Raw genomic sequence first — 21,812 nt, 5'->3', positions numbered from 1 at the left:
GATCGACCTGCCGGCATGGAACGCAGGGGCTTATTGCGCCACGTTGGCCCGCGCGCTGTGCAGCTTTTTATAGCTGTCGATCAGGCGCAAGTGCCGGTCCAGACCTTCGAGTTTCATACTGGTCGGCGTTAAACCGTAGAAGCGCACGCTGCCTTGCACCGAGCCGATCACCGCGTCCATCCGCGTGTCGCCAAACATGCGGCGCAGGTTCACTTCGTAGTCGGCCAGGTCCAGGTCACTGTCCAGTTGCACTTCCAGCACCGCATCCACAGCCTGGTAAAACAGCCCGCGCTCAACCGTGTTGTCGTTGTATTGCAGAAACATCTCGGCCAGTTCCTTGGCGTCGTCGAAACGCTTCAGGGCGAGATAAATCAGCAGCTTCAACTCCAGAATCGTCAACTGGCCCCACGCGGTGTTGTCGTCAAACTCGATGCCGATCAAGGTGGTGATGTCGGTGTAATCATCCAGCTCGCTTTCTTCCAGGCGTTTGACCAGCGCCTTGAGTTCGCGGTTGTCCAGGCTGTGCAGGTTGAGAATGTCCGCACGGAAGAACAGGGCCTTGTTGGTGTTGTCCCAGATCAAATCGTCGACCGGGTAAATCTCCGAATAGTCCGGCACCAGGATGCGGCAGGCTTTTGCACCGATGTGCTCATACACCGCCATGTACACTTCTTTGCCCATGTCTTCGAGGATGCCGAACAGCGTGGTGGCTTCTTCTTCGTTGCTGCTTTCACCCTGACCCGAGAAGTCCCATTCGACAAATGCGTAGTCGGATTTGGCGCTGAAGAAACGCCACGACACGATGCCGCTGGAATCGATGAAGTGTTCAACGAAGTTGTTCGGTTCCATGACCGCGTGGCTGTCAAACGTTGGCCGAGGCAGATCGTTCAGGCCTTCAAAGCTGCGGCCCTGCAACAGTTCGGTCAGGCTGCGTTCGATGGCCACTTCAAAGCTTGGGTGTGCCCCGAACGAAGCAAACACGCCACCGGTGCGCGGGTTCATCAGGGTGACGCACATCACCGGGTATTGCCCGCCAAGCGAGGCATCCTTCACCAGTATCGGGAAACCCTGTTCTTCCAGCGCCTGAATACCGGCCAGAATGCCGGGGTATTTCGCCAGTACCGCTTGCGGCACATCCGGCAGGGCGATTTCTCCTTCGAGAATTTCGCGTTTCACCGCCCGCTCGAAAATCTCTGACAGGCATTGCACCTGGGCTTCGGCCAAGGTGTTACCCGCGCTCATGCCGTTGCTCAGGTACAGGTTTTCGATCAGGTTGGACGGGAAGTACACGACCTCTTTGTCCGAGTGGCGCACAAACGGTAGCGAGCAGATGCCACGTTCGATATTGCCGGAGTTGGTGTCGTACAAGTGCGAGCCGCGCAACTCGCCGTCCGGGTTGTAAAACTCGAGGCAGTAGTCGTCGAGAATTTCTTTCGGCAACTCATCCTTGGGCCCCGGCTGGAACCAGCGCTCGTTCGGGTAATGCACAAACGCCGCGTTGGCGATGTCTTCGCCCCAGAACTGGTCGTTGTAGAAGAAGTTGCAGTTCAGGCGCTCGATAAACTCACCCAGAGCCGACGCCAGTGCGCCTTCTTTGGTTGCGCCTTTGCCGTTGGTGAAGCACATGGGCGAGTGCGCATCACGAATATGCAGCGACCACACATTGGGCACGATATTGCGCCACGACGCGATTTCAATCTTCATGCCCAGGTCGGCCAGAATGCCCGACATCGTGGCGATGGTTTGTTCCAGCGGCAGGTCTTTGCCGGCAATAAAAGTGTGGGTCTGCGACGCCGGGTTCAGCATCAGCAAGGCCTGGGCATCGGCGTCCAGGTTTTCCACTTCCTCGATCACAAACTCAGGCCCGGTCTGCACCACTTTCTTCACGGTGCAGCGGTCGATGGAGCGCAAGATGCCCTGGCGGTCCTTGGCCGAAATATCGGCTGGCAATTCGACCTGAATCTTGAAAATCTGGTTGTAGCGGTTTTCCGGGTCGACAATGTTGTTCTGCGACAGGCGAATATTCTCGGTGGGAATATTGCGTGTCTCGCAGTACAGCTTCACAAAGTAAGCGGCACACAGCGCCGACGAGGCCAGGAAATAATCGAACGGGCCCGGGGCCGAGCCATCGCCCTTATAACGGATAGGTTGGTCGGCCACCACCGTGAAGTCATCGAACTTGGCTTCAAGTCGAAGGTTGTCGAGAAAGTTAACCTTGATTTCCATGGGGAATTACCAGCATAACGTGAGAAACAAATTGGCCGCCATTATGGCGTGCGCGTGTGCATAAAAGTACTCATGTGCCGCGATTGACGCTTTGGAGTGTGGTAATGGGGTTGTGATTGTGACAATAAACTTTTGAATCCCCTGCATATTCTGTAGCCTTAGCGCGCTAAACCGCTGTCCCGTGCCTGATAACACACATTCTCCCGGCGGGACTTGATAGTCCGGAGCCGGTGGTACACTCGACTTTCGCGCACTAGCGCTTGCAGGTCTTGCGAACATGACGCAAATTTCTGAACGACTTCTGGTTCAAGCCCACCTTGATGCCAAGCAACCCCAACCCCTGACGGCTGCGCAAGAGGCGACTCTGCGGGCTGACATTGCTGCCGAACTCAAGGCCCGCAACGCGGTGCTGGTGGCGCATTTTTACTGTGACCCGGTGATTCAGGCCTTGGCCGAAGAGACCGGCGGCTGCGTGTCCGACTCGCTGGAAATGGCCCGCTTTGGCGCGGCCCACCCGGCCAAGACCATTTTGGTGGCGGGCGTGCGCTTTATGGGCGAGACGGCAAAAATTCTCACCCCTGAAAAACGTATTCTCATGCCGACGCTGGAAGCAACCTGCTCCCTTGACCTGGGGTGCCCGGTGGAAGCGTTCTCGGCGTTCTGCGATCAACACCCGGAACGCACCGTGGTGGTGTATGCCAACACCTCGGCGGCGGTCAAGGCGCGGGCCGACTGGGTGGTGACGTCCAGTTGTGCGCTGGAAATCGTCGAAAGCCTGATGGACAACGGTGAGAAAATCATTTGGGGGCCGGACAAGCACCTGGGCCGTTACATTCAGCGCCAGACGGGGGCCGACATGTTGCTGTGGGACGGTGCGTGCATCGTCCATGAGGAGTTCAAGTCCAAGCAGCTTGAAGACATGAAGGCGCTGTACCCGGAAGCCGCGATTCTGGTGCACCCGGAGTCGCCGGAGTCGGTGATTGACCTGGCCGATGCCGTGGGTTCCACCAGCCAACTGATTGCCGCCGCACAGAACCTGCCGAACAAGACGTTTATCGTGGCGACCGATCGGGGCATCTTCTACAAGATGCAGCAACTGTGCCCGGACAAAGTCTTTATCGAGGCACCGACCGCTGGTAACGGCGCGGCATGCCGCAGTTGCGCGCATTGCCCGTGGATGGCCATGAACACGCTGGAACGCACCCTGGAGTGCCTGCAACAGGGCACGAACGAAGTCTTTGTCGACCCGGCGCTGGTGCCCCACGCCGTTCGCCCGCTCAAGCGCATGTTGGACTTCACCCAGGCGGCACGCTTGAAACTGGCGGGTAACGCTTAACAGCGGACCTTTAGGAGGGCCGGTCGACGCTCGATTGCTCGCGATCTGTTGATCTTTAAAAGCTCAATGACGCCGCGCTGTCGTTCAGCAACCAGATCCATTGCTGCGGTCACGGCCACTTGAGGTTCCGGCTTTACGCCGTGTTACTTTGATGGAGCGCAAAGTAACCAAACGCTCATGCTCCTACCACTCGGTGCCTCGCTGTGGCTCGGCATGCCCTCACCACAGGCTTTGCTCCGTGGGCCCGCCGCGATCGGCCATCCTTGGCCGTGTCGCGGGTAACCCGGCATCCTGCCGGGTTACCCACTGCGCAAAACCTGCGTTCGGCCAGCGTGGTTTAAGGGGGCCCTTTTAGATCAAAAACCAGATCAACAGATCACGAGCAAGCTCGTTCCTACAAACGCTGCCATCCGTTATCCGTAGGAGCGAGCTTGCTCGCGATCTTTTGATCTTTAAAAGCTTTGTGTGAGGCCAGCGTGGTTTAAGGGGCCCTTGGATCAAAAACCAGATCAACAGATCACGAGCAAGCTCGTTCCTACAAACGCTGGACCACTACAGCTTGCTCGCGATCTTTTGATGTTGATGAGATCGCGAGCAATCGCCGCGACAGGCGGCTGGGGGGTTAGCTGCCGCCTTCGTTGCGGCCGCCGCTGCTGACTTCCGCGGGCACATCTTCATTGGCCATGCGCTTGCGGAACAGGGAGGTGCGGGCCAGCAACAAGGTGGTCACGGGCACGGTGATGGCCAGCAAAATCGGGATCAGCCAGGCGTGCAGCACAGGTGTGGATTTGAGCGCCGAGAAGTACAGGATCGAGGCCAGTGCCACGCACCATGCCCCCAGCGTTGAAGCCAGCGCGGGCGGGTGCATGCGCTGAAAGAACGACTTCAGGCGCAACAACCCCACAGCCCCGGTCAGCGCAAACAGGCTGCTGAGGATCAGCAGGGCCGCCACGGGTATTTCAATCCACAGCGATAACTCACTGAGTGAATTCATTCGATCACCTCGCCACGCAGCAGGAATTTGGCCAGCGCAAAAGAACCGACAAATCCGAACAGGGCGATCAGCATCGCCCCTTCAAAGTACGTGTCACTGGCATAACGAATACCCAGCACCAGCATCATCAACATGGCGAGGATATACAGGTAGTCCAGCGCCAACACCCGGTCCTGGGCAGAAGGGCCTTTAAACAGCCGAATCACGGTCAATACCATCGCCAGGCTGAACACAAACAGGCTGATAACGATGGCTGTGGAGAGCAGGGCGCTCATTCAAAGATCTCCATCAGTGGGCGTTCGTAGGCGTCTTTGAAGTGCTGGATAAACTGCGCTTCGTCATCCAGGTCGAACACGTGCAACAACAACACGCTGCGGTCCAGCGCCAGTTCGGACCAGATGGTGCCCGGCACCACGGTGGTTATCATCGACAGGGCGGCCAGGCCGTTGGCATCGCGCAGGTCCAGCGGGATTTTGATAAAGCGCGAGCGGGGCGGGTGCTTGCCGGCCCGAAGCACGCCCCAGGCCACTGCAATATTGGACACCACCACATCCCGACCCACGCCGAAAAACAGCTTGAGGATCACGCCCGGGTGACGGATGCGAATGGGCAGTGGCCGCAGCGGTGCAAACATCAGCGGGGCGAGAAAGGCCAATGCCGCGCCCAGTAGCAAGTTGCCAGCGCTCAGCGACAGGTTAAGCAACAGCCACAGCACCCACAGGGCCAAGGACAACCAAGGGGCAGGAAACAGGCGCTTCATGGCTGAGCCTCCTGCAGCGCGGCTTTGGTTTGCGGGCTCGGTACGGGACGGGTGCCAATCACCGCCATCACATACTGCTCGGGGTTATTGAGGGTGTCGGCAGCGGCCTGGGTGTAGCGCAGCACCGGCTCGGCCTTGAACGTCAGCAGCACGCACAGGCCCAGCAGCAGCACAATGGGCACGCATTCAATGCGGCGCATGATCGGTGAGGCACGCTCAAGCGGCGTCCAGAAGCGTTGAATGCCCAGGCGCGAGAACGCGATCAGCGACACCAGCCCCGAGAGAATCAACAGCGTGAGCAGGCTCCACGCCGCGGTCGAGATGGGCGCGTCGCTGGCATTGCCCAAGCCCAGCGGGTTGAGCAGGGCATTGAGCAGGCTGAGCTTGGCGATAAACCCGGACAACGGCGGCATGCCGATGATCAACAGGGCGCACGCGATAAAGCTCAGCCCCAGGAACGCCATCGCCCACGGGATAATCTGCCCCACCACCACCTTCTGGTCATCGTCCAGGTTGGTGCCCCGTGGCGGGGTCAGCGGGTCGACCACAATAATCACCGGCTCGACGTCTTCATCCATCGGTGCTTCCGTGGACGAACGCGAGCGCTCGATCAGTTCGGCCAGCAGGAACAACGCGCTGAGGGCCATCGTGGAACTCACCAGGTAGAACAGGGCAGCAGCCGTCAGGTTGGGCTGGGCGAAGCCCACCGCCGACAGCAAAATACCGGCTGAAACCAGAATGCTCAGGCTGGCCATGCGCTCCAGCCGCTGCGCCGCCAAAATCGCAATGGAAGCGCAGACAATCGTCGCCATGCCGCCATAGATCAGCCAGTCGCTGGCAAAGTACGCCGAAGCGCCGGCCTGCCCCGAAAACAGCAGGGTCCACAGCCGCAGCACGGTGTAGATCCCCACCTTGGTCATGATCGCGAACAGTGCCGCCACCGGTGCGCTGGCCGACGAATACGCCGGTACCAGCCAGAAGTTCAGCGGCCACATGCCGGCCTTGGCCAGAAACGCCACCGCCAGAATCGCGGCACCGGCGTGCAACAGCCCGCGATCCGCCTCGGGCACCAGCGGGATTTTAAGCGCCAGGTCGGCCATGTTCAGCGTGCCGGTAACGCCATAAATCAGCGCAGCGCCAATCAGGAACAGCGACGAGGCCAGCAGGTTGATGGAGATGTAATGCAGGCCCGCCGACACCCGCGACTTGCCCGAGCCGTGCAGCATCAGCCCGTAAGACGCGGCCAGCAGCACCTCGAAAAACACGAACAGGTTAAACAGGTCGGCCGTCAGGAAGGCCCCGTACAGGCCCATCAGTTGTATCTGGAACAACGCATGGAAACTGGCCCCGGCGCGGTCCCAGCGGGCCATGGCAAACAGCAGCGCACAGGTTGCGATCACGCCGGTCAGCACCAGCATCAGCGCGGACAGGCGATCAACCACCAGCACAATGCCGAACGGCACATCCCAGTTGCTCGGCAGGTACACGCCGATCGACGCCGGGCTGCCTTGTTGCTGGGTCCAGTTCAGCAACAGCACGGAAATGACCAGGCCGATCAAGGTTGAGATCAGGTTGATTCGGGCTTTCAACGGGCGGTGTTTTTCGCCCAGCAACAGCATGCAGGCAGCGGTTAGCAGGGGAAGCAGGATAGGCGCGACAATCAGGTGCGGCATCAAATTCATTCTTTAGGCTCCCGGCCATCCACGTGGTCGGTACCGGTCAGGCCCCGCGAGGCCAGCAAGACCACCAGAAACAGCGCGGTCATGGCAAAACTGATGACGATGGCCGTAAGCACCAGCGCCTGGGGCAACGGGTCGGTGTAGTTGAGCAAATCCTGGGGTACGCCGTTTTTGATCACAGGCTCCTTGCCGATAAACAGGCTGCCCATGCTGAAGATGAACAGGTTCACGCCATACGACAGCAGGCACAGCCCCATCACCACTTGAAAGGTTCGGGGGCGTAATACCAGCCAGGTGCCTGAGGCAGCCAGAACCCCGATAGCGATAGCGATGACTTCTTCCATCAGGCGGCTCCTGCAGTAGGGTCAGATTGAGTCACCGGCTGGTTGCTCGGCCGGTGGGCACGCACGGACTGGTGAGCCAGCGCCGTGAGAATCAACAGGGTCGCGCCCACCACCACGGCGAACACGCCGATGTCGAAGAACAGCGCGCTGGCCACGTGAATCTCGCCCAGCAGCGGCAACGTGAAGTGCGCGGTGTGCGTGGTCAGGAACGGATAACCCAGCGGGATCGCGCCCAGGCCGGTCACCGTGGCGAACAACAGCCCCGTGCCCATCCAGCGCAACGGTCGCAGGCTCATCTGCGCTTCAACCCACTGCGTGCCGGCCACCATGTACTGCAGGATAAACGCCACCGACATCACCAGGCCGGCAACGAAACCGCCACCCGGCTGGTTGTGGCCGCGCATAAACAGGTACATCGACACCACAAACGCGATAGGCAACAGCAAGCGCACCAACACGGCAGGCACCATCATAAAGCCCAGCGCGGTGTCGCTGGCGCTGCGCGGGTTGACCAGGTCGGTAACCACATCCTTAGCCAACTGACGCTGTTGCGCCGGCAGTTGCATGCTCTCTTTGGGCGGGCGGAAGCGGCGCAACAGGGCGAACACGGTCAAGGCCACGGCGGCCAGTACGGTGATCTCACCCAGGGTGTCAAAGCCCCGGAAGTCAACGAGCATCACATTGACCACGTTGCTGCCGCCGCCTTCGGGCAACGCCCGGCTGAGGTAGAACGAGGAAATGTCATTGGGCGTCTGCCGGGTGAGCATGGCGTAGCTGAGCAGTGCCATGCCGCCACCGACCAGCGTCGACAGCAGCAAGTCCCGCAGGCGGCGTATCCGTGCCTTGTTCAGGGTGCCCGGCAATGGCGACACCTCTTCGATCCGCCGGGGCAGCCAGCGCAAGCCCAGCAGGATCAGAACAGTGGTGACCACCTCAACCACCAGTTGGGTCAGCGCCAGGTCCGGCGCGGAGAACCACACAAAGGTCACGCAGGTCATCAGGCCGCACACGCTGACCATCGTCAGGGCCGCCAGCCGGTGGTACTTGGCTTGCCAGGCAGCGCCGAGTGCACATGCGATGGCCAGTAACCACAGCGTTACAAACACAATCGATCCGGGAATCTTGGGCCGGTCGCCCCAGCTCAGGCCGCTGTAGAACATCGGAATCAGGCCCGCAATCACGGCCATCAGAATCAGCAGGAACAATTGCGTTTGCAGGCGCTGGGTGCTGATACGCCGTTCGATACGGCGCGCCCGGCGCATGATCATCACCAGCGCGCGTTCAAAGAAGCGTTTGCCATTGAAATACTGGATCAGTGGCGGGAACGGGAAACGATCGAGCTTGAGCTGCTTGCGCAACAGCACATACAACACAATACCGCCAGACATGGCGATCAGGCTCATGATCATCGGCGCGTTCAAACCGTGCCAGATCGCCAGGCTGTACTCTGGCAAGGGCCCGCCCACCACCGGTTGTGCGGCAGCCGCCAGCAAGGGGCCGACGGTTTGCGCCGGGAAAATCCCGACCATCAGGCAGGTAAACACCAACAACTCCACCGGTGCCCGCATCCAGCGCGGAGGCTCGTGCGGGGTATGCGGCAGGTCGGTGGCCGGCGGGCCGAAGAACACATCCACGGTAAAGCGCAAGGCATACGCCACGCTGAACGTACCGGCGATCGTGGCCACCACGGGCAGGGCAATTTCAACCCAGGCCGTGGAGTTGATAAACACGGTTTCGGCAAAAAACATTTCTTTGGACAGGAAACCGTTAAGCAGCGGCACACCCGCCATCGAAGCACTGGCCACCATGGCCAGGGTCGCGGTGTAAGGCATGAGCTTGAACAGGCCACTGAGTTTGCGAATGTCGCGCGTGCCGCTCTCGTGGTCGATGATGCCCGCCGCCATAAACAGTGAGGCCTTGAAGGTGGCGTGGTTAAGAATATGAAACACGGCGGCCACGGCGGCCAGCGGGCTGTTAAGGCCCAGCAGCAACGTAATCAGGCCCAGGTGGCTGATGGTTGAATAGGCCAGCAGGCCTTTGAGATCGTTCTGAAACATGGCGCAATACGCGCCCAACACCAGGGTGCAGGCTCCGGCACCGCTGACAATCCAGAACCACTCTTCGCTGCCGGACAGGGAGGGCCACAGGCGTGCCAGCAAAAACACGCCGGCCTTCACCATCGTTGCCGAGTGCAGGTAAGCCGAAACGGGGGTCGGTGCCGCCATGGCATGGGGCAGCCAGAAATGAAACGGGAACTGCGCACTTTTGCTGAGCGCGCCAATCAGAATGAGCGGCAGCAGGATCGGGTACAAAGTGTGCGCGCGGATCTTGTCACCTGCCGCGAGCACGGCATCCAGATCATAGCTGCCCACCACATGGCCCAGCAGGATAACCCCCGCCAGCAGGCACAGCCCGCCTGCGCCGGTGACCATCAACGCCATATAGGCACCGCGCCGGGCGTCGGAGCGATGGTGCCAGTAACCGATCAACAAGAATGAAAAGAGGCTGGTGAGCTCCCAGAAAAATACGATCTGGATCAGGTTGCCCGACAGCACAAGGCCGAGCATGGCCCCCATAAAGGCCAGAAAGAACGCAAAAAAGCGCGGCACCGGGTCTTCGGGTGACATGTAATAACGGGCGTACAACGACACCAGCGTGCCGATGCCCAGCACCAGAATGGAGAACAACCAGGCAAAGCCGTCCATGCGCAGAACAAAATTCAGGCCGAGGCTGGGCAGCCACATGTACTCTTCGCGAATGACGCCACCATGGGCTATTTCCGGATAGAGCAGAGCGACTTGCAGGGTGCCGATCAATGCAATCAAACCCGCCAACAGCGACTCACTGTTGCGGGCGTTGTGCGGCAAAACAGCCGCCAGACAGCTGCCGATAAAGGGCAGAAGCAGTAGAACTATCAGGGACATAGGCTTCTAATCTGCAGGAGTATGTGAGCGATCATACGTGGCGGTTGGAGGATCACCAACAGTGAAGCTGCAGATGAATCCTACAAAATGTGTGCAAACCATTTGAAGGAAGGCCCACTCCGTCCTTGTACGAGCGCTCCTGAGTGTGAGTCAGAGGAAGCAATATTAATGCCTGTCCATCATTCGCAGGCTTTGTTTTCCGGGTCGCTCTCTGACGCGTCGGGTGTTTTAACCTTTGTTTTTAACTCACTCACGATGACCGCCGCAACAATCAATACAGCCCCGACCAGCGCAATGCCCGGCAAACGCTCGCCCGCCAGGCGCCCAACGATACCTGCCCACACCGGTTCGCCGGCGTATATCAACGTGGCGCGGGTAGGTGAAACGCTCTTCTGCGCCCAATTCATGGCAATTTGAATAATGGCACTGGCGGCCCCCAGGCCCACGGCGCTGACCAGCAGCAGCCATGTAAAGTCAGGGATCGCTTCGCGAGTCGGCACAATCATCAGAAAGGCCAGGATAGAAGCCGTGGCCAGTTGCACCACAGTGACCCGGCGAACATCGACCTTGCCCGCGTAAGCACTGATTAAAATGATTTCCGCCGCAATAGCGACAGCGCTGATCAGCGTTGCGATTTCACCAGGGCTGAAATTCAGCGACGCGCCGTTAGGCCCCGACAACAGCATCAGGCCGGTGAACGCCAGCATAATGCCCAAGCTCGGCATCAGGCCGGGCCGACGGCCCAGTACCAGCCATTGCAGCAACGGCACAAATGGCACATAGAGCGCAGTAATAAAGGCTGACTGGCTGCTGGGAATGGTCTGCAGGCCGACGGTTTGCAAGCCATAACCCAACATGATCGCCGTCCCTATAAAAACCCCGGCCTTGACCTCAAACAGCGTGATACCCCGCAAATGGCGCACCGAAAACAGCGCCACCATACACGCCGCTGCCGCAAACCGCAGGCCCACAAAAAACATCGGGCCGCTGGCCGTGAGCGCATGCTGGACTAAAAGAAACGTGCCTCCCCACACCATGGTGATCAGGATCAACACGCATTCCGCTTTGCTGAACCGAGAAGTCAAAGACACGAGTCTGGAGGTTTTCAACGCCGTCATAACCTTGCACGCTACTGGAAGAGAGACGCACAATGCGCCAAAGCTGGGCAGTATACTGCGCAGCCCCACAAGGTGAGCAATATAGTGCACAAAGAAAATCCACAGCGTGCCTCGGTACTGCAACATGTCAGCCAAAACGTTCGACGTCTGCGGCTGCTGGCGCAACTGAGCCAAAGTACGTTGTCTGAGTTGTCGGGGGTTAGCCGGCGGATGCTGGTCGCCATCGAGGCTGGGGAAAAGAATGTCAGCTTGAGCACCCTCGACCGGGTGGCGGAAGCCTTGAAGGTGGCCTTCAGCGATTTGATCCAGGCCCCGGGCCTGGCCGACACGAGCCGCATCAATGAAGTGGCGTGGCGCGGTGAAGTACCTGGCAGCAAAGCCGTGTTGCTGGCCAAGGCCAGTGCTACCCGGGAGGTCGAACTGTGGGAATGGACCCTTGAACCGGGCGAATGCTACCACTCACAGGCCGATGCCCAAGGCTGGAGCGAACAGCTCTACGTGTTTGAAGGGTGTTTAACCCTGATGCTGGAGCAACAAACCTTGCACTTCAGGGCGGGCGAATTTTACATGTACGCCAGTGACCGGCCCCATACCTATGGCAACGAGGGCGATAGCGTAGTGCGGTTTATTCGCAATGTAGTGATTTGAAAGTGACGGGGCCTGCGCCCCGCCAGTCCTGACTGGCGCTTTCATGCCGCTCGCCACACAAACAGATCATCAGGACATCTGTATGCGGGGGGTATGTGCTGACTGGGGGATCAGCCCGAGCTGGCCCGAAAGCCGGCAGCCTGGAGGAGAGCGCTTAACGGATGCTCTTGATGCTGCCTTTGTTACCCGTCACGGTCACATTGACCTTCTTGAAGATGAAATAGTCTTCAACCGACACCGAGTAGCGCGGTGCCACAATCAAATCCGAACCGGAACTCTTCACGGCCTTATAGGCAGCAGCGGCCTTGGTGGCCGACACCGGATCCGGCAGGCTAAAGGCCGGCGCGGCCCCGCCATAGGTCACACCGTCAGCAAACTCGCTGTCGCCACTGATTTTCAACAGGCCGAACAGAATATTCGAACTGGACTGGCCGGAAATCTCGCCACCGACTTCAATATTAGCCTTCAGATCCGCCGTCACAGCGCCAGTCACCGGGGCGTGAGGCTGGCTAACGTTATGGCTTGTACAGCCGCTGGTTGCCAAAACGACTGCGATTGCCGCAGAAGCTATCCCTATTTTTTTCATTATAAAACTCCAATAAAGTTCGTCAGTCCGTTCGTGAACGGCGGTGAGACTTTATGTGGGTGCCGGCAAGATAGAAGCCAGCTCGATCCTTTCTGGCTGTGGGCATGGCGAGTCACTTACGTAGGACTCTGGAACGAGCCATCCAGAGCCAAATCCCCGGGCCTTCACGCACGTGGCGGCTCAACCAAAAATTATTAGAATTCAGGGGGTTGCCAGCGTGAAGCAACTGGTCCATAATGCGCGCCATCAGCACGGGGCACACCCCTGAAATGCTGAAGAATCAACTGCTTGTCGCGAAATAAGCCAAGCCCAGCTTCTTGTATTTGAAGTTTCCAGCGAAATTTCAAGCACAACTGGCCGAATAGCAAAATGGTTATGCAGCGGATTGCAAATCCGCCCACGCCGGTTCGATTCCGGCTTCGGCCTCCACCTTGAAAACCCCGTAGATTCACGTCTACGGGGTTTTTTTGTGGCTGGGATTTGAGGGTCGCTTCCGCAATCTGGCTTTTTGGAGCTGTAAATATCATGGCCAGCCAGGGGGGCGCGATGGCCGATTTTTACTCAGCAGTTTTGATAAGCAAAAAGCGACCGGTGTGTTTTTGGATCGAGTGTTTTTCATCTGATGGTAATCAGCCGTGGCAGACGAAATGGGTGTCCCGTTGCGGGATTTTGCTAAATGCCGCACTCAGCCGGAGCTTGGGCGCTTACAGGGTATTACCCAGAGCGCTGTATCACAGATGCTCCATTCTGAGCGCGATGTACGAATCAGTATTGATGCCCAAGGACGGTGTTCGGCAATCGAGATTCGTCCAATTGGCAGCCGTGCAAAGAAAGCGGCGGCTTAGGGCTGCATCATGCAAAGCTTTTACGTTTGTGCAGGATGTCCAATAAGGTCGGTGACCTCACTGACCTGCTTTGGTTTTGTGTGTATCAGGCGTTTCCCTACCCAAGACACGCTTCAACTCACTCGCTACGGCCATGAGTTGTTTCTCCAGGGCCTGTACCTCCGATGGACTGATGCCATCATTGATGACCTCAAGCACCTTTGGGCGATCTTCGGTAACGGCCCTGTGGCTAGGCGTGCTTTTGGGTAGCAAATGCTGACGCAGGATGTTGTTGATCATCGTTTGATAACCCATCCCGGCACTTTCGGCCATTTCTCTGGCTGCCTGAATCACCGCGTCATCCAGCATGATGGTGATCCGGGTTTTGCCTTTGGTATTGGCAACAGCCCCGCGCTTGGCCGTACTAAAGTCATATTCGTCTTTCATGGTTCAACCCTCCAGATACTGGCGGCACTCGGTTCTGGATGCGAGGCGAGCGCTGATGATGCGTATGAAATTTGGATCCCGGTAGGTATAGGCAACCACCAGAATCTGTCCGGTTGCGCTTTTTCCCATGGTGACCCAGCGATCTTCATCATGGTCCCGATCCTGAATAGTCAGGGCTGCGTCGTCATAAAATACCGCCTCAGCGTCAGCCAGGCTGACGCCCTTGTGCTTCTTCTTGTTCGCGGCATTTTTAACTTCGTCGTATTGAGTCCTGAATGTTCTCATTATGCATATTTCATATGTATAAAAAAGTGAATTGAAGAGCCGCTTGTCTGTGAGGAAAGAACGGATGGCTGAGCTTTCCTCACTGGCCGAATGGGCCAGGAAGTACATCGAAGTGTTCGGTTTGGCCTTGGTCCCGATTGAGCCCGGCCAGAGGGTGCCTAAAGGCAATGCCTGGAACAAACCCGGTGGATTTTTCCGTGACGCTGAACTGGCGGCTGCTTTCTGGCTGCGGCCGGAGGCCGAGCGTTCGCCAGCTTAGGTGTCACCAGTGTCACCGGCTCTGTCACCAGTGGGAGTAAGCGCCGATGATCGCTGAAATCGAAACCCTGATGCAGCACTGGGCCGAGCAGACCCGGCGCTGCGGCATGGAAGCCAGCCTCAGCAGCCCGATGGGCACCTTGATGGAGTTTGCCGGGGGTATGCCGCGTAATCTGCCGGGGCCGCGTGAATTGATGGCCAACGGGGCAGGGCCGGATCATATTGCCCGCGAAATTGAAGCGGCCCTGGCTCGACTGGAGCACCGGGGTGAACGTGGACAGTTGTTGGTCAAGCTCGCCAGCCTGCGCTATCTGCCTGAGCCTGCCTTGTCGGTGCCCCGGGAGATGCAGTTGCTGGCGTTGCCGTCGACAGCAAATCGCACTTATCGAAACTGGGTTCAGAGCCTGCACGAGCAGGTGATGAGCGACTTGTTAAGGCGCGCCAATCACCGCGCTGCCTGACCGTTTGTCAGGGTGCTTCCCTCAACCCTGCGCCGACTGTGCGTCAACTCCACAGGCCGAAAAATGGCGCTTCACGTGCTTTCCGTTCGGGGGTAAAAGATCACTATGTTGTTTTACCTGTGCCCGAGTTCCCTCCCTCAAGCGGCGCCCCGCTGGCCCTGCCTCTGCCGCAGGGCTTTTTTATTTCGACGGACGTTCGGGCGCTTCAGTCGGCCAGTGCGTTCAGCACATTCACCGGATCATTGTGAATGGCTTTGAGCAGGGCTTTGGCTGGCCCTGTCGGGTCGCGTCGACCTTGTTCCCAGTTACGCAGCGTACCGAGTTGGACGTCGATCAAGGCGGCGAATTTGGCCTGGGTCAAACCGGTTGCCTTGCGGATCTGTTTGACTTGAAGCGCATCGACATGAAACTCGCGGGAGGGCTGACGTTCACCTCGCACGATTTCATCCATCTGTTGCACGCTTTCCATCAGCTCATCAAAAAATTTGCTCATGGGTATCTCCAGTGTTCAATGACGGCCTTCAACGCTCTGCGCTCATCAGCCGTCAGGTCTTGCTGTTCATTTTTGGGGTAGATCATCAACAGAGCGATCACTGCGTCTGAGACGAAGTGGTAATAGATCACTCGAGCTCCGCCCCGTTTGCCATGGCCTTTGGCCGCGACCCGAATTTTGCGAATTCCGCCTGTACCTTCAATTACATCGCCCATTGACGGGTTCAGCACCAGCACCTTCTGCAAGGCAATATGGGCGTCATCGTCCATCAGCTCTTTGGCGCGACGGGTGAAGATTGGGGTCTCAATGAAAATCATAGTCAATGTACGCCAATGGCTTACTTTTTTGCAATCCTAATCCCGTTGCCATTGGAGTGCATCCGATCAGTTGTAACCATTTTTTAATCGGTAATGGAGCATTGGAGGGTTGGAAGCATGCCATCCAGCAAAGACCCCACAGCCTGGGCCATTGTCCTGGCCTGGATCATCCAGAACGCCCCGGTGATTTATGCCACCGGTTTGTCCGTGTTGATATCCGCCCTGCGCATCGTCTACCGAGGCGGTTCGCGCAAAGGTCCTATGGTTATCTTGGAATTTGTGGCGTGCAGTTCCACGGCAACAAGGCTTCATAGTCTTCAACCGACGAAGCGTGCGGCAACCGCTCCAGTACGTGGCGCAGCCACGTATAGGGTTCTTGGCCGTTGAGCTTGGCGGTCTCGACCAAACTGTAGATCTGCGCGCTCGCCGTCGCACCTTTAGGCGTGTCGCTGAACAGCCAGGCCTTGCGCCCGATAACAAACGGTTTTATCGCTCGCTCGGCCGCGTTGTTGTCGATCGGCAAATAACCGGCCTCCACGTACCGCTCCAGCCGGCTCCAGTTGTTACCCAGATAATTAACCGCCTTGCCCAGTGCACTTTGTGGCGTCACTTGGGACTGGGTTTTATCCAGCCAAGTTTTCAATTGGGCGAGAACCGGTAGGCTCTTTTCCTGACGGCCGATAAATCGCTGTTCGTCGTTGAGCTCTTTCAGTTCACGCTCGATACCGTACAGCTTGTTGATCATCGCCAGTGCGATATCGGCACGCCCCGTTTTGCCCTTGGGCTGCACTTTTTGCGCTTCGACGAATTTGCGTCGTGCATGGGCCATGCAGGCCAAACGCTCAACACCGGGCTGCAACGCCAAGGCGTTATAGTCGGCGTAGTCATCGGTCATGACATAGCCACGATAACTTTCCAGCAGGCGTAAAGGCACTTCCTGCGCGCGGCTGGTGGTGTAGTCAAACAACACAACTTTTCGATCCGGCGGCCCGCTGGCCTGCACCCACATCCAGGATTGGCTGGTTGGGTCTCGATCCGGCTCTTTCAATACTTGAACGCGGCTTTCATCACAATGAACCACCGGACTTTCCAGCAGCCGGTCACGCATCAAGTTCAGCAGCGGCTGAAAATGATCACTGCACTGGATTACCCAGCGGGCCAAGGTTTGACGAGGGATTTCGATGCCATGTCTGCTTAGCACCGTTTCAAATCGGTGCTACGGCAAACCATCGACATATTTGGTGGTCAGCAACATCGCCAACACACTGGGGCTGGCCATACTTTTTTCGATCAACTGAGCTGGCTTATCAGCGGTAACCGGCGCAACTTCACAGCCACGGCAACCGTACACTTTGCGTACATGTTTGATCACGCGGATCTGCATCGGCACGATCTCAAGTTGCTCACTGGTTTCCTCACCAATGACATGCTTGCGGCAACCGCAGGCACAGGTCAGGCCGTGTTCGGGTAACTCGTGGATGACTTCAATGCGCGGCAGGTCTGCTGACAGCGGCTTGCGCTTACCCCGACGTTTGACCAGGGCAACAACTTCTTCGTCGACATCGTCAATTACGGCCAGCAGTGGATCGCTTTCGCCTAGCTGACCGCGCCAGCCATATTAAGATCGATGGGGTTTATGGAGCGCTTACAAAGGTGCGACGGCGAGTGCGCAGATCTACAGTTTGGTCGAGACCGCCAAGCTCAACGGCCAAGAACCCTATACGTGGCTGCGCCACGTACTTGAGCCTTGAGCGGTTGCCGCATGCTTCATCGGTGGACGACTACGAAGCCTTGTTGCCGTGGAACTGCACGCCACGAATTCCAAGATAGCCATAGAGCCCCACCTTTAAAAGGTGGGGTTCATGGAACGGTTACAGAGATCTTATGTCAAGTATAGTTAATATGGAAATTAGGGTAGCGGCCATAAATAAATATCTGACAGCCACTCCAATTAAATCAAATCACTTTATAAGTTCAGCTAGCATGGCTGCCCCAGCTGTAGATAAATGGTTATCGTCAAAATACATACTAGAGGAATCTTTTACTGAGAAACAGTTTTTATCATCACAAAATGCATCTTGAGATCTTATCAAATGTACATTTTTAGGGTAATTGGAGTTATTGAAATAATTAATAATAATACTGTTAGCCTCTTTATAGGAGGCCGTACTGATTCCATTTATATTTTCAATGTCACCACTAGCTCTGTACTCTTTATCTATAATGCTATGTATGTGATTTTTTAACTCAGGTATTGGATATAAAACATAAACGTTTTCTTTTTCTTTTGCCAAATCAATTATTAATTTTTCAACATTATTAATTCTTTCGATTATTGTGTTTTTATTCGGATTTGATAACTGATTTGGATATCTATGCACAATCACTACATTTTGTATATTTTTATTTTTTAAAATATAATTAGCAGACTCATTGTACCATTTAGCACACTTGCTGAAGCTATCACCTTCCTTATAAGAAGGTATGCATCCAGAAAAACTAAAATGTTTTAGTCCTATATTATTATGTTGTAACCTTTTAGCGAGGGCATACGCAAGTTCAACAGAATGACTGTCTCCGAACGTTGCCCATCTAACATTAGATGAAAAATATTCACAGGATTTTTTTGCTTGCTGGTACTCATTAATATGGCATTTATCACGATATGGACTTGGTACGGCTGTACTAACCACTTTTTGGTAAATTGCAGGAGATAATTTTATAAAACCATTTTCAATAAAAGCCACTACACCACATACAATTAAAATTAAAGACATATATGCTGGTGCAAATTTAATGTATTGATTAAATTCAGAAAAGTCATTTCTGAACTTTAGTCTCTCAACATATTGATAGCTTAAGAAACCTAGAAAGACAGAAAGCAAAACACCTAGATACGTATAATACTCATTTAACGAAAAAATATAGATTGCTACGACTAGGGGCCAGTGCCAAAGATAGATAGAATAAGACCAGGTTCCTATTTTTTGAAAAACAAAGTTATTGGTAACGATACTATTATTTCTATTCGCTTGAATTAAGAGGAATGAACCAAGTACAGGAAATATTGCAAGATAACCAGGCCAGGGGTTTTCCGAGGATATTAAGAAATAAGAGCCAATAATTAAGCCCAACCCTGTCCATTCGAATAGCTTTTTTCTATTCTCTTGCAAGGTCAACGGATATAGATACGCGATACCCCCAAGCATCATTTCCCAAGCACGAGCAGGCAATAGATAATAAGATGGATTAGGCCATTTATATGTCGAGATAACACAGAAAATAAAGCCTAATACTGTTCCTATCAATAATAAAAATTTCATAGCCGTGACAGACATGAACTTCCGCATAAAAACAAGAACTAATGGGTAAATTATATAGAATTGCCACTCTGCAGATAGTGACCAAGTATGTAGCAACCACTTTTCGTGAGAAGCTGCGTCAAAATAACCAGATTCTCTCCAGTATATAATATTTGATAAAAAAGCCATACTGCCAGCGACATGTTTAGCCAGAGCCTTGTAATCTAAAGGAGCAAGAAAGAACCAACCAAAAATAAGTAACACCAAGCAGAGTACAGCTAAAGCAGGAATGATGCGGTTAGCACGCGCAATATAAAATTTTATAATAGAAAAATTTTCTTTTTCGATCCCTCTAAATATTATTCCAGTCATTAAAAAACCTGAAATAACAAAAAAAACATCAACCCCAGCAAAACCGCCAGGCATCCAAGAAGCATTAAAGTGAAATAGCACCACAGCAATGACTGCAATTGCTCTGAGACCATTAATATCTTGTCTAAAACTATTATTTTGCATACACCCCCCCAAATTCATGAGAATTGTATACTTCTATTATTAGAAAGTGAATAGCCCCGGGTTTCCTAGGCACTCTCAAATCTCGCGGTGTAAAACGGATAATCCCCCATGAAAAAAGTGCTCATCAGAAGTAGAGTTTTCTCCTGACCGGATCAAGGAAATTTTGCGTGAAGACATCGCGTTTTTCAGACAGTCGAATCCTGGCCATCCTCAAGCAAGCCGAGACAGGAACTCCTGCGGCAGAGCTATACCGCGAACATGGCATCAGTTCGGCTATGCTCTACAAGTGGCGTACCAACTTCGGCGATATGGACGCATCATTGCTGTCCAGGCTGCGCGAGTTGGAGCGGTAACAGTTCATGTGCGCGGGCAGCATAACTTTCAAGCAACATTTGCTTGAGTAGAATGGGGTCATCAGGAAGGTCGTCGGGCATGCAAATCATACCCCGGATTATACTGGGTCAGGCAACAAAACGGGGTGTCAGCACCTGATGCGGACGATTGCGCCACAGATCAAAACCGTCGAGCAACCAATTCAGTTCCTGGACACTCATGACAATCGCTTCGTCGCTGATATCAGGCGACGTTTTAAAACGCTCAGATTCCAGGCGCTTGAGCCAAAGGCAGAAGCCGTTGCGCTCCCAGTACAAAATCTTCACGCGGTTGCGGGCTTTGTTGAGGAAGACGAAAAGCACCGGGTCGAATACGGCGACTTTGATATCCAGTTCGACCAGGGCGGTGAGGTCGTCGATGGGTTTTCGAAAGTCTACGGGCTTGGGGTAGAGGTACACTTTTTCAACTTTTGCATCGAGTCGCATCATGAGGTGCTGGCTCCAGAAAGAGTTCGGGAGCACAGCATCGGACATCAGATTTCGACTTGGAATGTGGGCTTCATGGAGCGCTTACAAAAAACCGCAGGAAATTTGCTGCGGATTTTTTATGCTATTGGCAGAGTTCAATAAATATCTTTTGAGATCAAGGTAAAGGGCGTCTTGATCATGATTTTAATATCGAGCCACATTGACCAGTTGTTGATGTAGTGCAGGTCCAGTTCGACACGGCGCTGCATTTTATCGAGGGTGTCGGTTTCGCCGCGGCACCCGCTGATTTGAGCCAGGCCGGTAATGCCGGGCTTGATGCGGTGGCGGGCCATATAGGCGTGAATTTTACCCGTGTAGTAGTCGTTGTGTGCGACGGCATGGGGCCGAGGGCCTACCAGGGCCATATCGCCGTGCAGCACATTGAATAACTGGGGCAGTTCATCCAGCGAGGTGCGGCGAATAAAACGCCCCACGGCCGTGACGCGTGAGTCATTGCGGCTGGCTTGCTGCACCTGTTTGTCGTCATGAACCTTCATGGAGCGGAACTTCCAGACCTGAATGACCTTGCCGTTCCAGCCATGCCGTTGCTGTTTGAACAGAACAGGCCCCGGCGATGACAGCTTTACGGCCAAGGCAAGGGAGATAAGCACCGGGCTCAGGCAAACAATCGCCGCCAATGCCAGAGTGCGTTCCAGTAGGGCCTTGCTGAAGGCGGCCGTGGGGTGGCTGGTCAGTGGGCTTTCATTCAAGTGAATGGCCGGGCGGCCGCCCACTTCGCTGATGGAGTGGTTGAGCAGCATCATGCTGTCCAGGTTAGGGACCCAGACCACATCCACGTTCATATCCAGCAGGTCGATATACAGCTCTTCAATGCGCTGGGCATCCTGCAAGGACAGGGCGATATACAGGCGGCGAATATTATGTTCAGTGATCAGCGCGCGCAGTTGCGCCAGTTCACCGACAATCAGGGGGGAGGTTTCTGTGTCTTCAAACGGTGAGGCGCTCACCACACCCACTAATGGAAACTGGTTTTGTTGAATAAAGTTGTCGGCCAGTTTAAGTGCCACGCCGTCAGCGCCAATAATCAAACTGTTGTAATGATGGCTATTGCGCAGGTGATAAAACCGTGACAGGTGATGAATCAACAAGTAAGGCGGAATTTGTATCGCATAGCCCAGCAGTGCCCAGGTAATTAAAATTTCCCGCGAAAAGACTTCACTGGATTTTGTAATAAACCCGACCGTGCTCAAGCAGGTTAAGGTCAATATCCAGCCCAGCAGTAATCTGAGCAAGCCATTAACGTAATGGTGCCGTCTGTAATAGGCGTGGATGATCGAGTAAGCAGGGGCTGATATCAGTAATACAATTACCGCGAGCACGCGGTAGTGAAAGTCAATAGTACCGAACTTGGTGTACACCATCATTAATAACAGGGAGATGACAAGGCTCATGGAAATAAGCCATTGCCCCCAA

At 55.2% G+C, this 21,812-nt stretch carries 20 protein-coding genes, 1 tRNA gene and 4 pseudogenes; 8 read left to right on the top strand and 17 right to left on the bottom strand.

Annotated elements, in window-relative coordinates; genetic code table 11:
• Positions 1-30: 30 nt before the first annotated feature.
• On the bottom strand, positions 31-2,226 hold the full coding sequence (locus tag Q1W15_RS09450) for an OsmC domain/YcaO domain-containing protein (protein ID WP_300726845.1): 2,196 nt from the start codon (positions 2,224-2,226) through the stop codon (positions 31-33).
• 277 nt (positions 2,227-2,503) lie between these two features.
• Between Q1W15_RS09450 and nadA the strand changes: the two genes are divergently transcribed.
• A complete protein-coding gene (gene nadA, locus Q1W15_RS09445; protein WP_300726842.1) occupies positions 2,504-3,562 on the top strand; it encodes a quinolinate synthase NadA in 1,059 nt (352 codons plus the stop codon).
• Positions 3,563-4,184: 622 nt separating this feature from the next.
• Here the strand turns inward: nadA and Q1W15_RS09440 are convergent.
• The 7 genes from Q1W15_RS09440 to Q1W15_RS09410 form a co-directional block, all read right to left on the bottom strand.
• Positions 4,185-4,556: a Na+/H+ antiporter subunit G gene (locus tag Q1W15_RS09440; RefSeq protein ID WP_300726839.1), complete on the bottom strand. Its 372-nt coding sequence runs from the start codon at positions 4,554-4,556 to the stop codon at positions 4,185-4,187.
• Positions 4,553-4,831, bottom strand: a complete 279-nt coding sequence (locus tag Q1W15_RS09435; RefSeq protein WP_300726836.1) for a K+/H+ antiporter subunit F — start codon at positions 4,829-4,831, stop codon at positions 4,553-4,555. The genes Q1W15_RS09440 and Q1W15_RS09435 overlap by 4 nt, the downstream gene beginning before the upstream one ends.
• Positions 4,828-5,316, bottom strand: a complete 489-nt coding sequence (locus Q1W15_RS09430) for a Na+/H+ antiporter subunit E (RefSeq protein WP_300726834.1) — start codon at positions 5,314-5,316, stop codon at positions 4,828-4,830. Before Q1W15_RS09430 ends, Q1W15_RS09435 begins: the two co-directional genes overlap by 4 nt.
• Entirely contained in the window at positions 5,313-6,998 is a 1,686-nt protein-coding gene (locus Q1W15_RS09425) for a monovalent cation/H+ antiporter subunit D (protein WP_300726831.1), read from the bottom strand. Before Q1W15_RS09425 ends, Q1W15_RS09430 begins: the two co-directional genes overlap by 4 nt.
• The gene (locus Q1W15_RS09420) at positions 6,995-7,339 is read right to left on the bottom strand and encodes a Na+/H+ antiporter subunit C (protein ID WP_019829081.1); all 345 of its coding nucleotides are present in this window, start codon (positions 7,337-7,339) and stop codon (positions 6,995-6,997) included. Before Q1W15_RS09420 ends, Q1W15_RS09425 begins: the two co-directional genes overlap by 4 nt.
• Positions 7,339-10,263 carry a monovalent cation/H+ antiporter subunit A gene (locus Q1W15_RS09415; RefSeq protein ID WP_300726813.1) on the bottom strand — a complete coding sequence of 975 codons (2,925 nt, stop codon included), beginning with the start codon at positions 10,261-10,263 and terminating at the stop codon, positions 7,339-7,341. Before Q1W15_RS09415 ends, Q1W15_RS09420 begins: the two co-directional genes overlap by 1 nt.
• A gap of 179 nt (positions 10,264-10,442) precedes the next feature.
• Positions 10,443-11,507, bottom strand: coding sequence for a DMT family transporter (locus tag Q1W15_RS09410; RefSeq protein WP_300726808.1), 1,065 nt, complete (start codon positions 11,505-11,507; stop codon positions 10,443-10,445).
• Between Q1W15_RS09410 and Q1W15_RS09405 the strand changes: the two genes are divergently transcribed.
• Positions 11,466-12,029 (top strand): helix-turn-helix domain-containing protein, encoded by a 564-nt coding sequence (locus Q1W15_RS09405; protein WP_300726806.1) that lies wholly within the window; start codon positions 11,466-11,468, stop codon positions 12,027-12,029. The genes Q1W15_RS09410 and Q1W15_RS09405 overlap by 42 nt on opposite strands.
• A 154-nt stretch (positions 12,030-12,183) precedes the next feature.
• On the opposite strand, the gene Q1W15_RS09400 is transcribed toward Q1W15_RS09405, so the two are convergent.
• Entirely contained in the window at positions 12,184-12,615 is a 432-nt protein-coding gene (locus tag Q1W15_RS09400; protein ID WP_300726803.1) for a hypothetical protein, read from the bottom strand.
• 355 nt (positions 12,616-12,970) lie between these two features.
• Between Q1W15_RS09400 and Q1W15_RS09395 the strand changes: the two genes are divergently transcribed.
• Positions 12,971-13,044 (top strand) — tRNA-Cys (locus tag Q1W15_RS09395).
• 473 nt (positions 13,045-13,517) lie between these two features.
• Here Q1W15_RS09395 and Q1W15_RS09390 read toward each other — a convergent pair.
• Together Q1W15_RS09390 and Q1W15_RS09385 are read right to left on the bottom strand one after the other, a co-directional pair.
• Positions 13,518-13,886, bottom strand: a complete 369-nt coding sequence (locus Q1W15_RS09390) for a BrnA antitoxin family protein (RefSeq protein ID WP_300726800.1) — start codon at positions 13,884-13,886, stop codon at positions 13,518-13,520.
• Positions 13,887-13,889: 3 nt separating this feature from the next.
• Positions 13,890-14,171: a BrnT family toxin gene (locus tag Q1W15_RS09385; protein ID WP_300726797.1), complete on the bottom strand. Its 282-nt coding sequence runs from the start codon at positions 14,169-14,171 to the stop codon at positions 13,890-13,892.
• A 64-nt stretch (positions 14,172-14,235) separates the two neighbouring features.
• Between Q1W15_RS09385 and Q1W15_RS09380 the strand changes: the two genes are divergently transcribed.
• Positions 14,236-14,430: a hypothetical protein gene (locus Q1W15_RS09380; RefSeq protein ID WP_300726998.1), complete on the top strand. Its 195-nt coding sequence runs from the start codon at positions 14,236-14,238 to the stop codon at positions 14,428-14,430.
• Between the two features lie 46 nt (positions 14,431-14,476).
• Positions 14,477-14,890: a hypothetical protein gene (locus tag Q1W15_RS09375; protein ID WP_300726794.1), complete on the top strand. Its 414-nt coding sequence runs from the start codon at positions 14,477-14,479 to the stop codon at positions 14,888-14,890.
• Positions 14,891-15,095: 205 nt separating this feature from the next.
• Here Q1W15_RS09375 and nadS read toward each other — a convergent pair whose 3' ends face one another.
• Entirely contained in the window at positions 15,096-15,383 is a 288-nt protein-coding gene (gene nadS / locus Q1W15_RS09370; protein ID WP_300726791.1) for a NadS family protein, read from the bottom strand.
• Positions 15,380-15,700, bottom strand: a complete 321-nt coding sequence (locus Q1W15_RS09365; RefSeq protein ID WP_300726788.1) for a type II toxin-antitoxin system RelE/ParE family toxin — start codon at positions 15,698-15,700, stop codon at positions 15,380-15,382. Before Q1W15_RS09365 ends, nadS begins: the two co-directional genes overlap by 4 nt.
• A gap of 93 nt (positions 15,701-15,793) precedes the next feature.
• On the opposite strand from Q1W15_RS09365, the pseudogene Q1W15_RS09360 reads away from it, so the two are divergent.
• A pseudogene (locus Q1W15_RS09360) lies at positions 15,794-15,958 on the top strand (phage holin family protein); the annotation flags it as partial.
• A 7-nt stretch (positions 15,959-15,965) separates the two neighbouring features.
• Here Q1W15_RS09360 and Q1W15_RS09355 read toward each other — a convergent pair.
• Positions 15,966-17,294: pseudogene (locus Q1W15_RS09355) on the bottom strand (IS66 family transposase); the annotation flags it as partial.
• 55 nt (positions 17,295-17,349) lie between these two features.
• Here Q1W15_RS09355 and Q1W15_RS09350 point away from each other — a divergent pair.
• Positions 17,350-17,530: pseudogene (locus Q1W15_RS09350) on the top strand (transposase domain-containing protein); the annotation flags it as partial.
• Between the two features lie 131 nt (positions 17,531-17,661).
• Here the strand turns inward: Q1W15_RS09350 and Q1W15_RS09345 are convergent.
• Positions 17,662-19,518 (bottom strand): acyltransferase family protein, encoded by a 1,857-nt coding sequence (locus Q1W15_RS09345; RefSeq protein WP_300726785.1) that lies wholly within the window; start codon positions 19,516-19,518, stop codon positions 17,662-17,664.
• 167 nt (positions 19,519-19,685) lie between these two features.
• Here Q1W15_RS09345 and Q1W15_RS09340 point away from each other — a divergent pair.
• Positions 19,686-19,865 (top strand): annotated as a pseudogene (locus Q1W15_RS09340) (transposase); the annotation flags it as partial.
• A gap of 114 nt (positions 19,866-19,979) precedes the next feature.
• On the opposite strand, the gene tnpB reads toward Q1W15_RS09340, so the two are convergent.
• Positions 19,980-20,339: an IS66 family insertion sequence element accessory protein TnpB gene (gene tnpB / locus Q1W15_RS09335; RefSeq protein ID WP_300726782.1), complete on the bottom strand. Its 360-nt coding sequence runs from the start codon at positions 20,337-20,339 to the stop codon at positions 19,980-19,982.
• A gap of 134 nt (positions 20,340-20,473) precedes the next feature.
• Complete coding sequence (locus Q1W15_RS09330) at positions 20,474-21,790, bottom strand: undecaprenyl-phosphate glucose phosphotransferase (protein ID WP_300726778.1); 1,317 nt, start codon at positions 21,788-21,790, stop codon at positions 20,474-20,476.
• Between the last annotated feature and the right edge of the window lie 22 nt (positions 21,791-21,812).

It is taken from the genome of Pseudomonas sp. (assembly GCF_030150285.1).
Classification (GTDB): Bacteria; Pseudomonadota; Gammaproteobacteria; order Pseudomonadales; family Pseudomonadaceae; genus Aquipseudomonas.
Note: the sequence above shows the minus strand (reverse complement) of the source record. Positions and strands in the feature narration are given on the sequence as shown.

Bases quoted from the DNA above. Each gene is read 5' to 3' on its own strand.
- Q1W15_RS09450 (WP_300726845.1), bottom strand. From the start codon at position 2,226: ATGGAAATCAAGGTTAACTTTCTCGACAACCTTCGACTTGAAGCCAAG.
- nadA (WP_300726842.1), top strand. From the start codon at position 2,504: ATGACGCAAATTTCTGAACGACTTCTGGTTCAAGCCCACCTTGATGCC.
- Q1W15_RS09440 (WP_300726839.1), bottom strand. From the start codon at position 4,556: ATGAATTCACTCAGTGAGTTATCGCTGTGGATTGAAATACCCGTGGCG.
- Q1W15_RS09435 (WP_300726836.1), bottom strand. From the start codon at position 4,831: ATGAGCGCCCTGCTCTCCACAGCCATCGTTATCAGCCTGTTTGTGTTC.
- Q1W15_RS09430 (WP_300726834.1), bottom strand. From the start codon at position 5,316: ATGAAGCGCCTGTTTCCTGCCCCTTGGTTGTCCTTGGCCCTGTGGGTG.
- Q1W15_RS09425 (WP_300726831.1), bottom strand. From the start codon at position 6,998: ATGAATTTGATGCCGCACCTGATTGTCGCGCCTATCCTGCTTCCCCTG.
- Q1W15_RS09420 (WP_019829081.1), bottom strand. From the start codon at position 7,339: ATGGAAGAAGTCATCGCTATCGCTATCGGGGTTCTGGCTGCCTCAGGC.
- Q1W15_RS09415 (WP_300726813.1), bottom strand. From the start codon at position 10,263: ATGTCCCTGATAGTTCTACTGCTTCTGCCCTTTATCGGCAGCTGTCTG.
- Q1W15_RS09410 (WP_300726808.1), bottom strand. From the start codon at position 11,507: ATGTTGCAGTACCGAGGCACGCTGTGGATTTTCTTTGTGCACTATATT.
- Q1W15_RS09400 (WP_300726803.1), bottom strand. From the start codon at position 12,615: ATGAAAAAAATAGGGATAGCTTCTGCGGCAATCGCAGTCGTTTTGGCA.
- Q1W15_RS09390 (WP_300726800.1), bottom strand. From the start codon at position 13,886: ATGAAAGACGAATATGACTTTAGTACGGCCAAGCGCGGGGCTGTTGCC.
- Q1W15_RS09385 (WP_300726797.1), bottom strand. From the start codon at position 14,171: ATGAGAACATTCAGGACTCAATACGACGAAGTTAAAAATGCCGCGAAC.
- Q1W15_RS09380 (WP_300726998.1), top strand. From the start codon at position 14,236: ATGGCTGAGCTTTCCTCACTGGCCGAATGGGCCAGGAAGTACATCGAA.
- Q1W15_RS09375 (WP_300726794.1), top strand. From the start codon at position 14,477: ATGATCGCTGAAATCGAAACCCTGATGCAGCACTGGGCCGAGCAGACC.
- nadS (WP_300726791.1), bottom strand. From the start codon at position 15,383: ATGAGCAAATTTTTTGATGAGCTGATGGAAAGCGTGCAACAGATGGAT.
- Q1W15_RS09365 (WP_300726788.1), bottom strand. From the start codon at position 15,700: ATGATTTTCATTGAGACCCCAATCTTCACCCGTCGCGCCAAAGAGCTG.
- Q1W15_RS09345 (WP_300726785.1), bottom strand. From the start codon at position 19,518: ATGCAAAATAATAGTTTTAGACAAGATATTAATGGTCTCAGAGCAATT.
- tnpB (WP_300726782.1), bottom strand. From the start codon at position 20,339: ATGATGCGACTCGATGCAAAAGTTGAAAAAGTGTACCTCTACCCCAAG.
- Q1W15_RS09330 (WP_300726778.1), bottom strand. From the start codon at position 21,790: ATGAGCCTTGTCATCTCCCTGTTATTAATGATGGTGTACACCAAGTTC.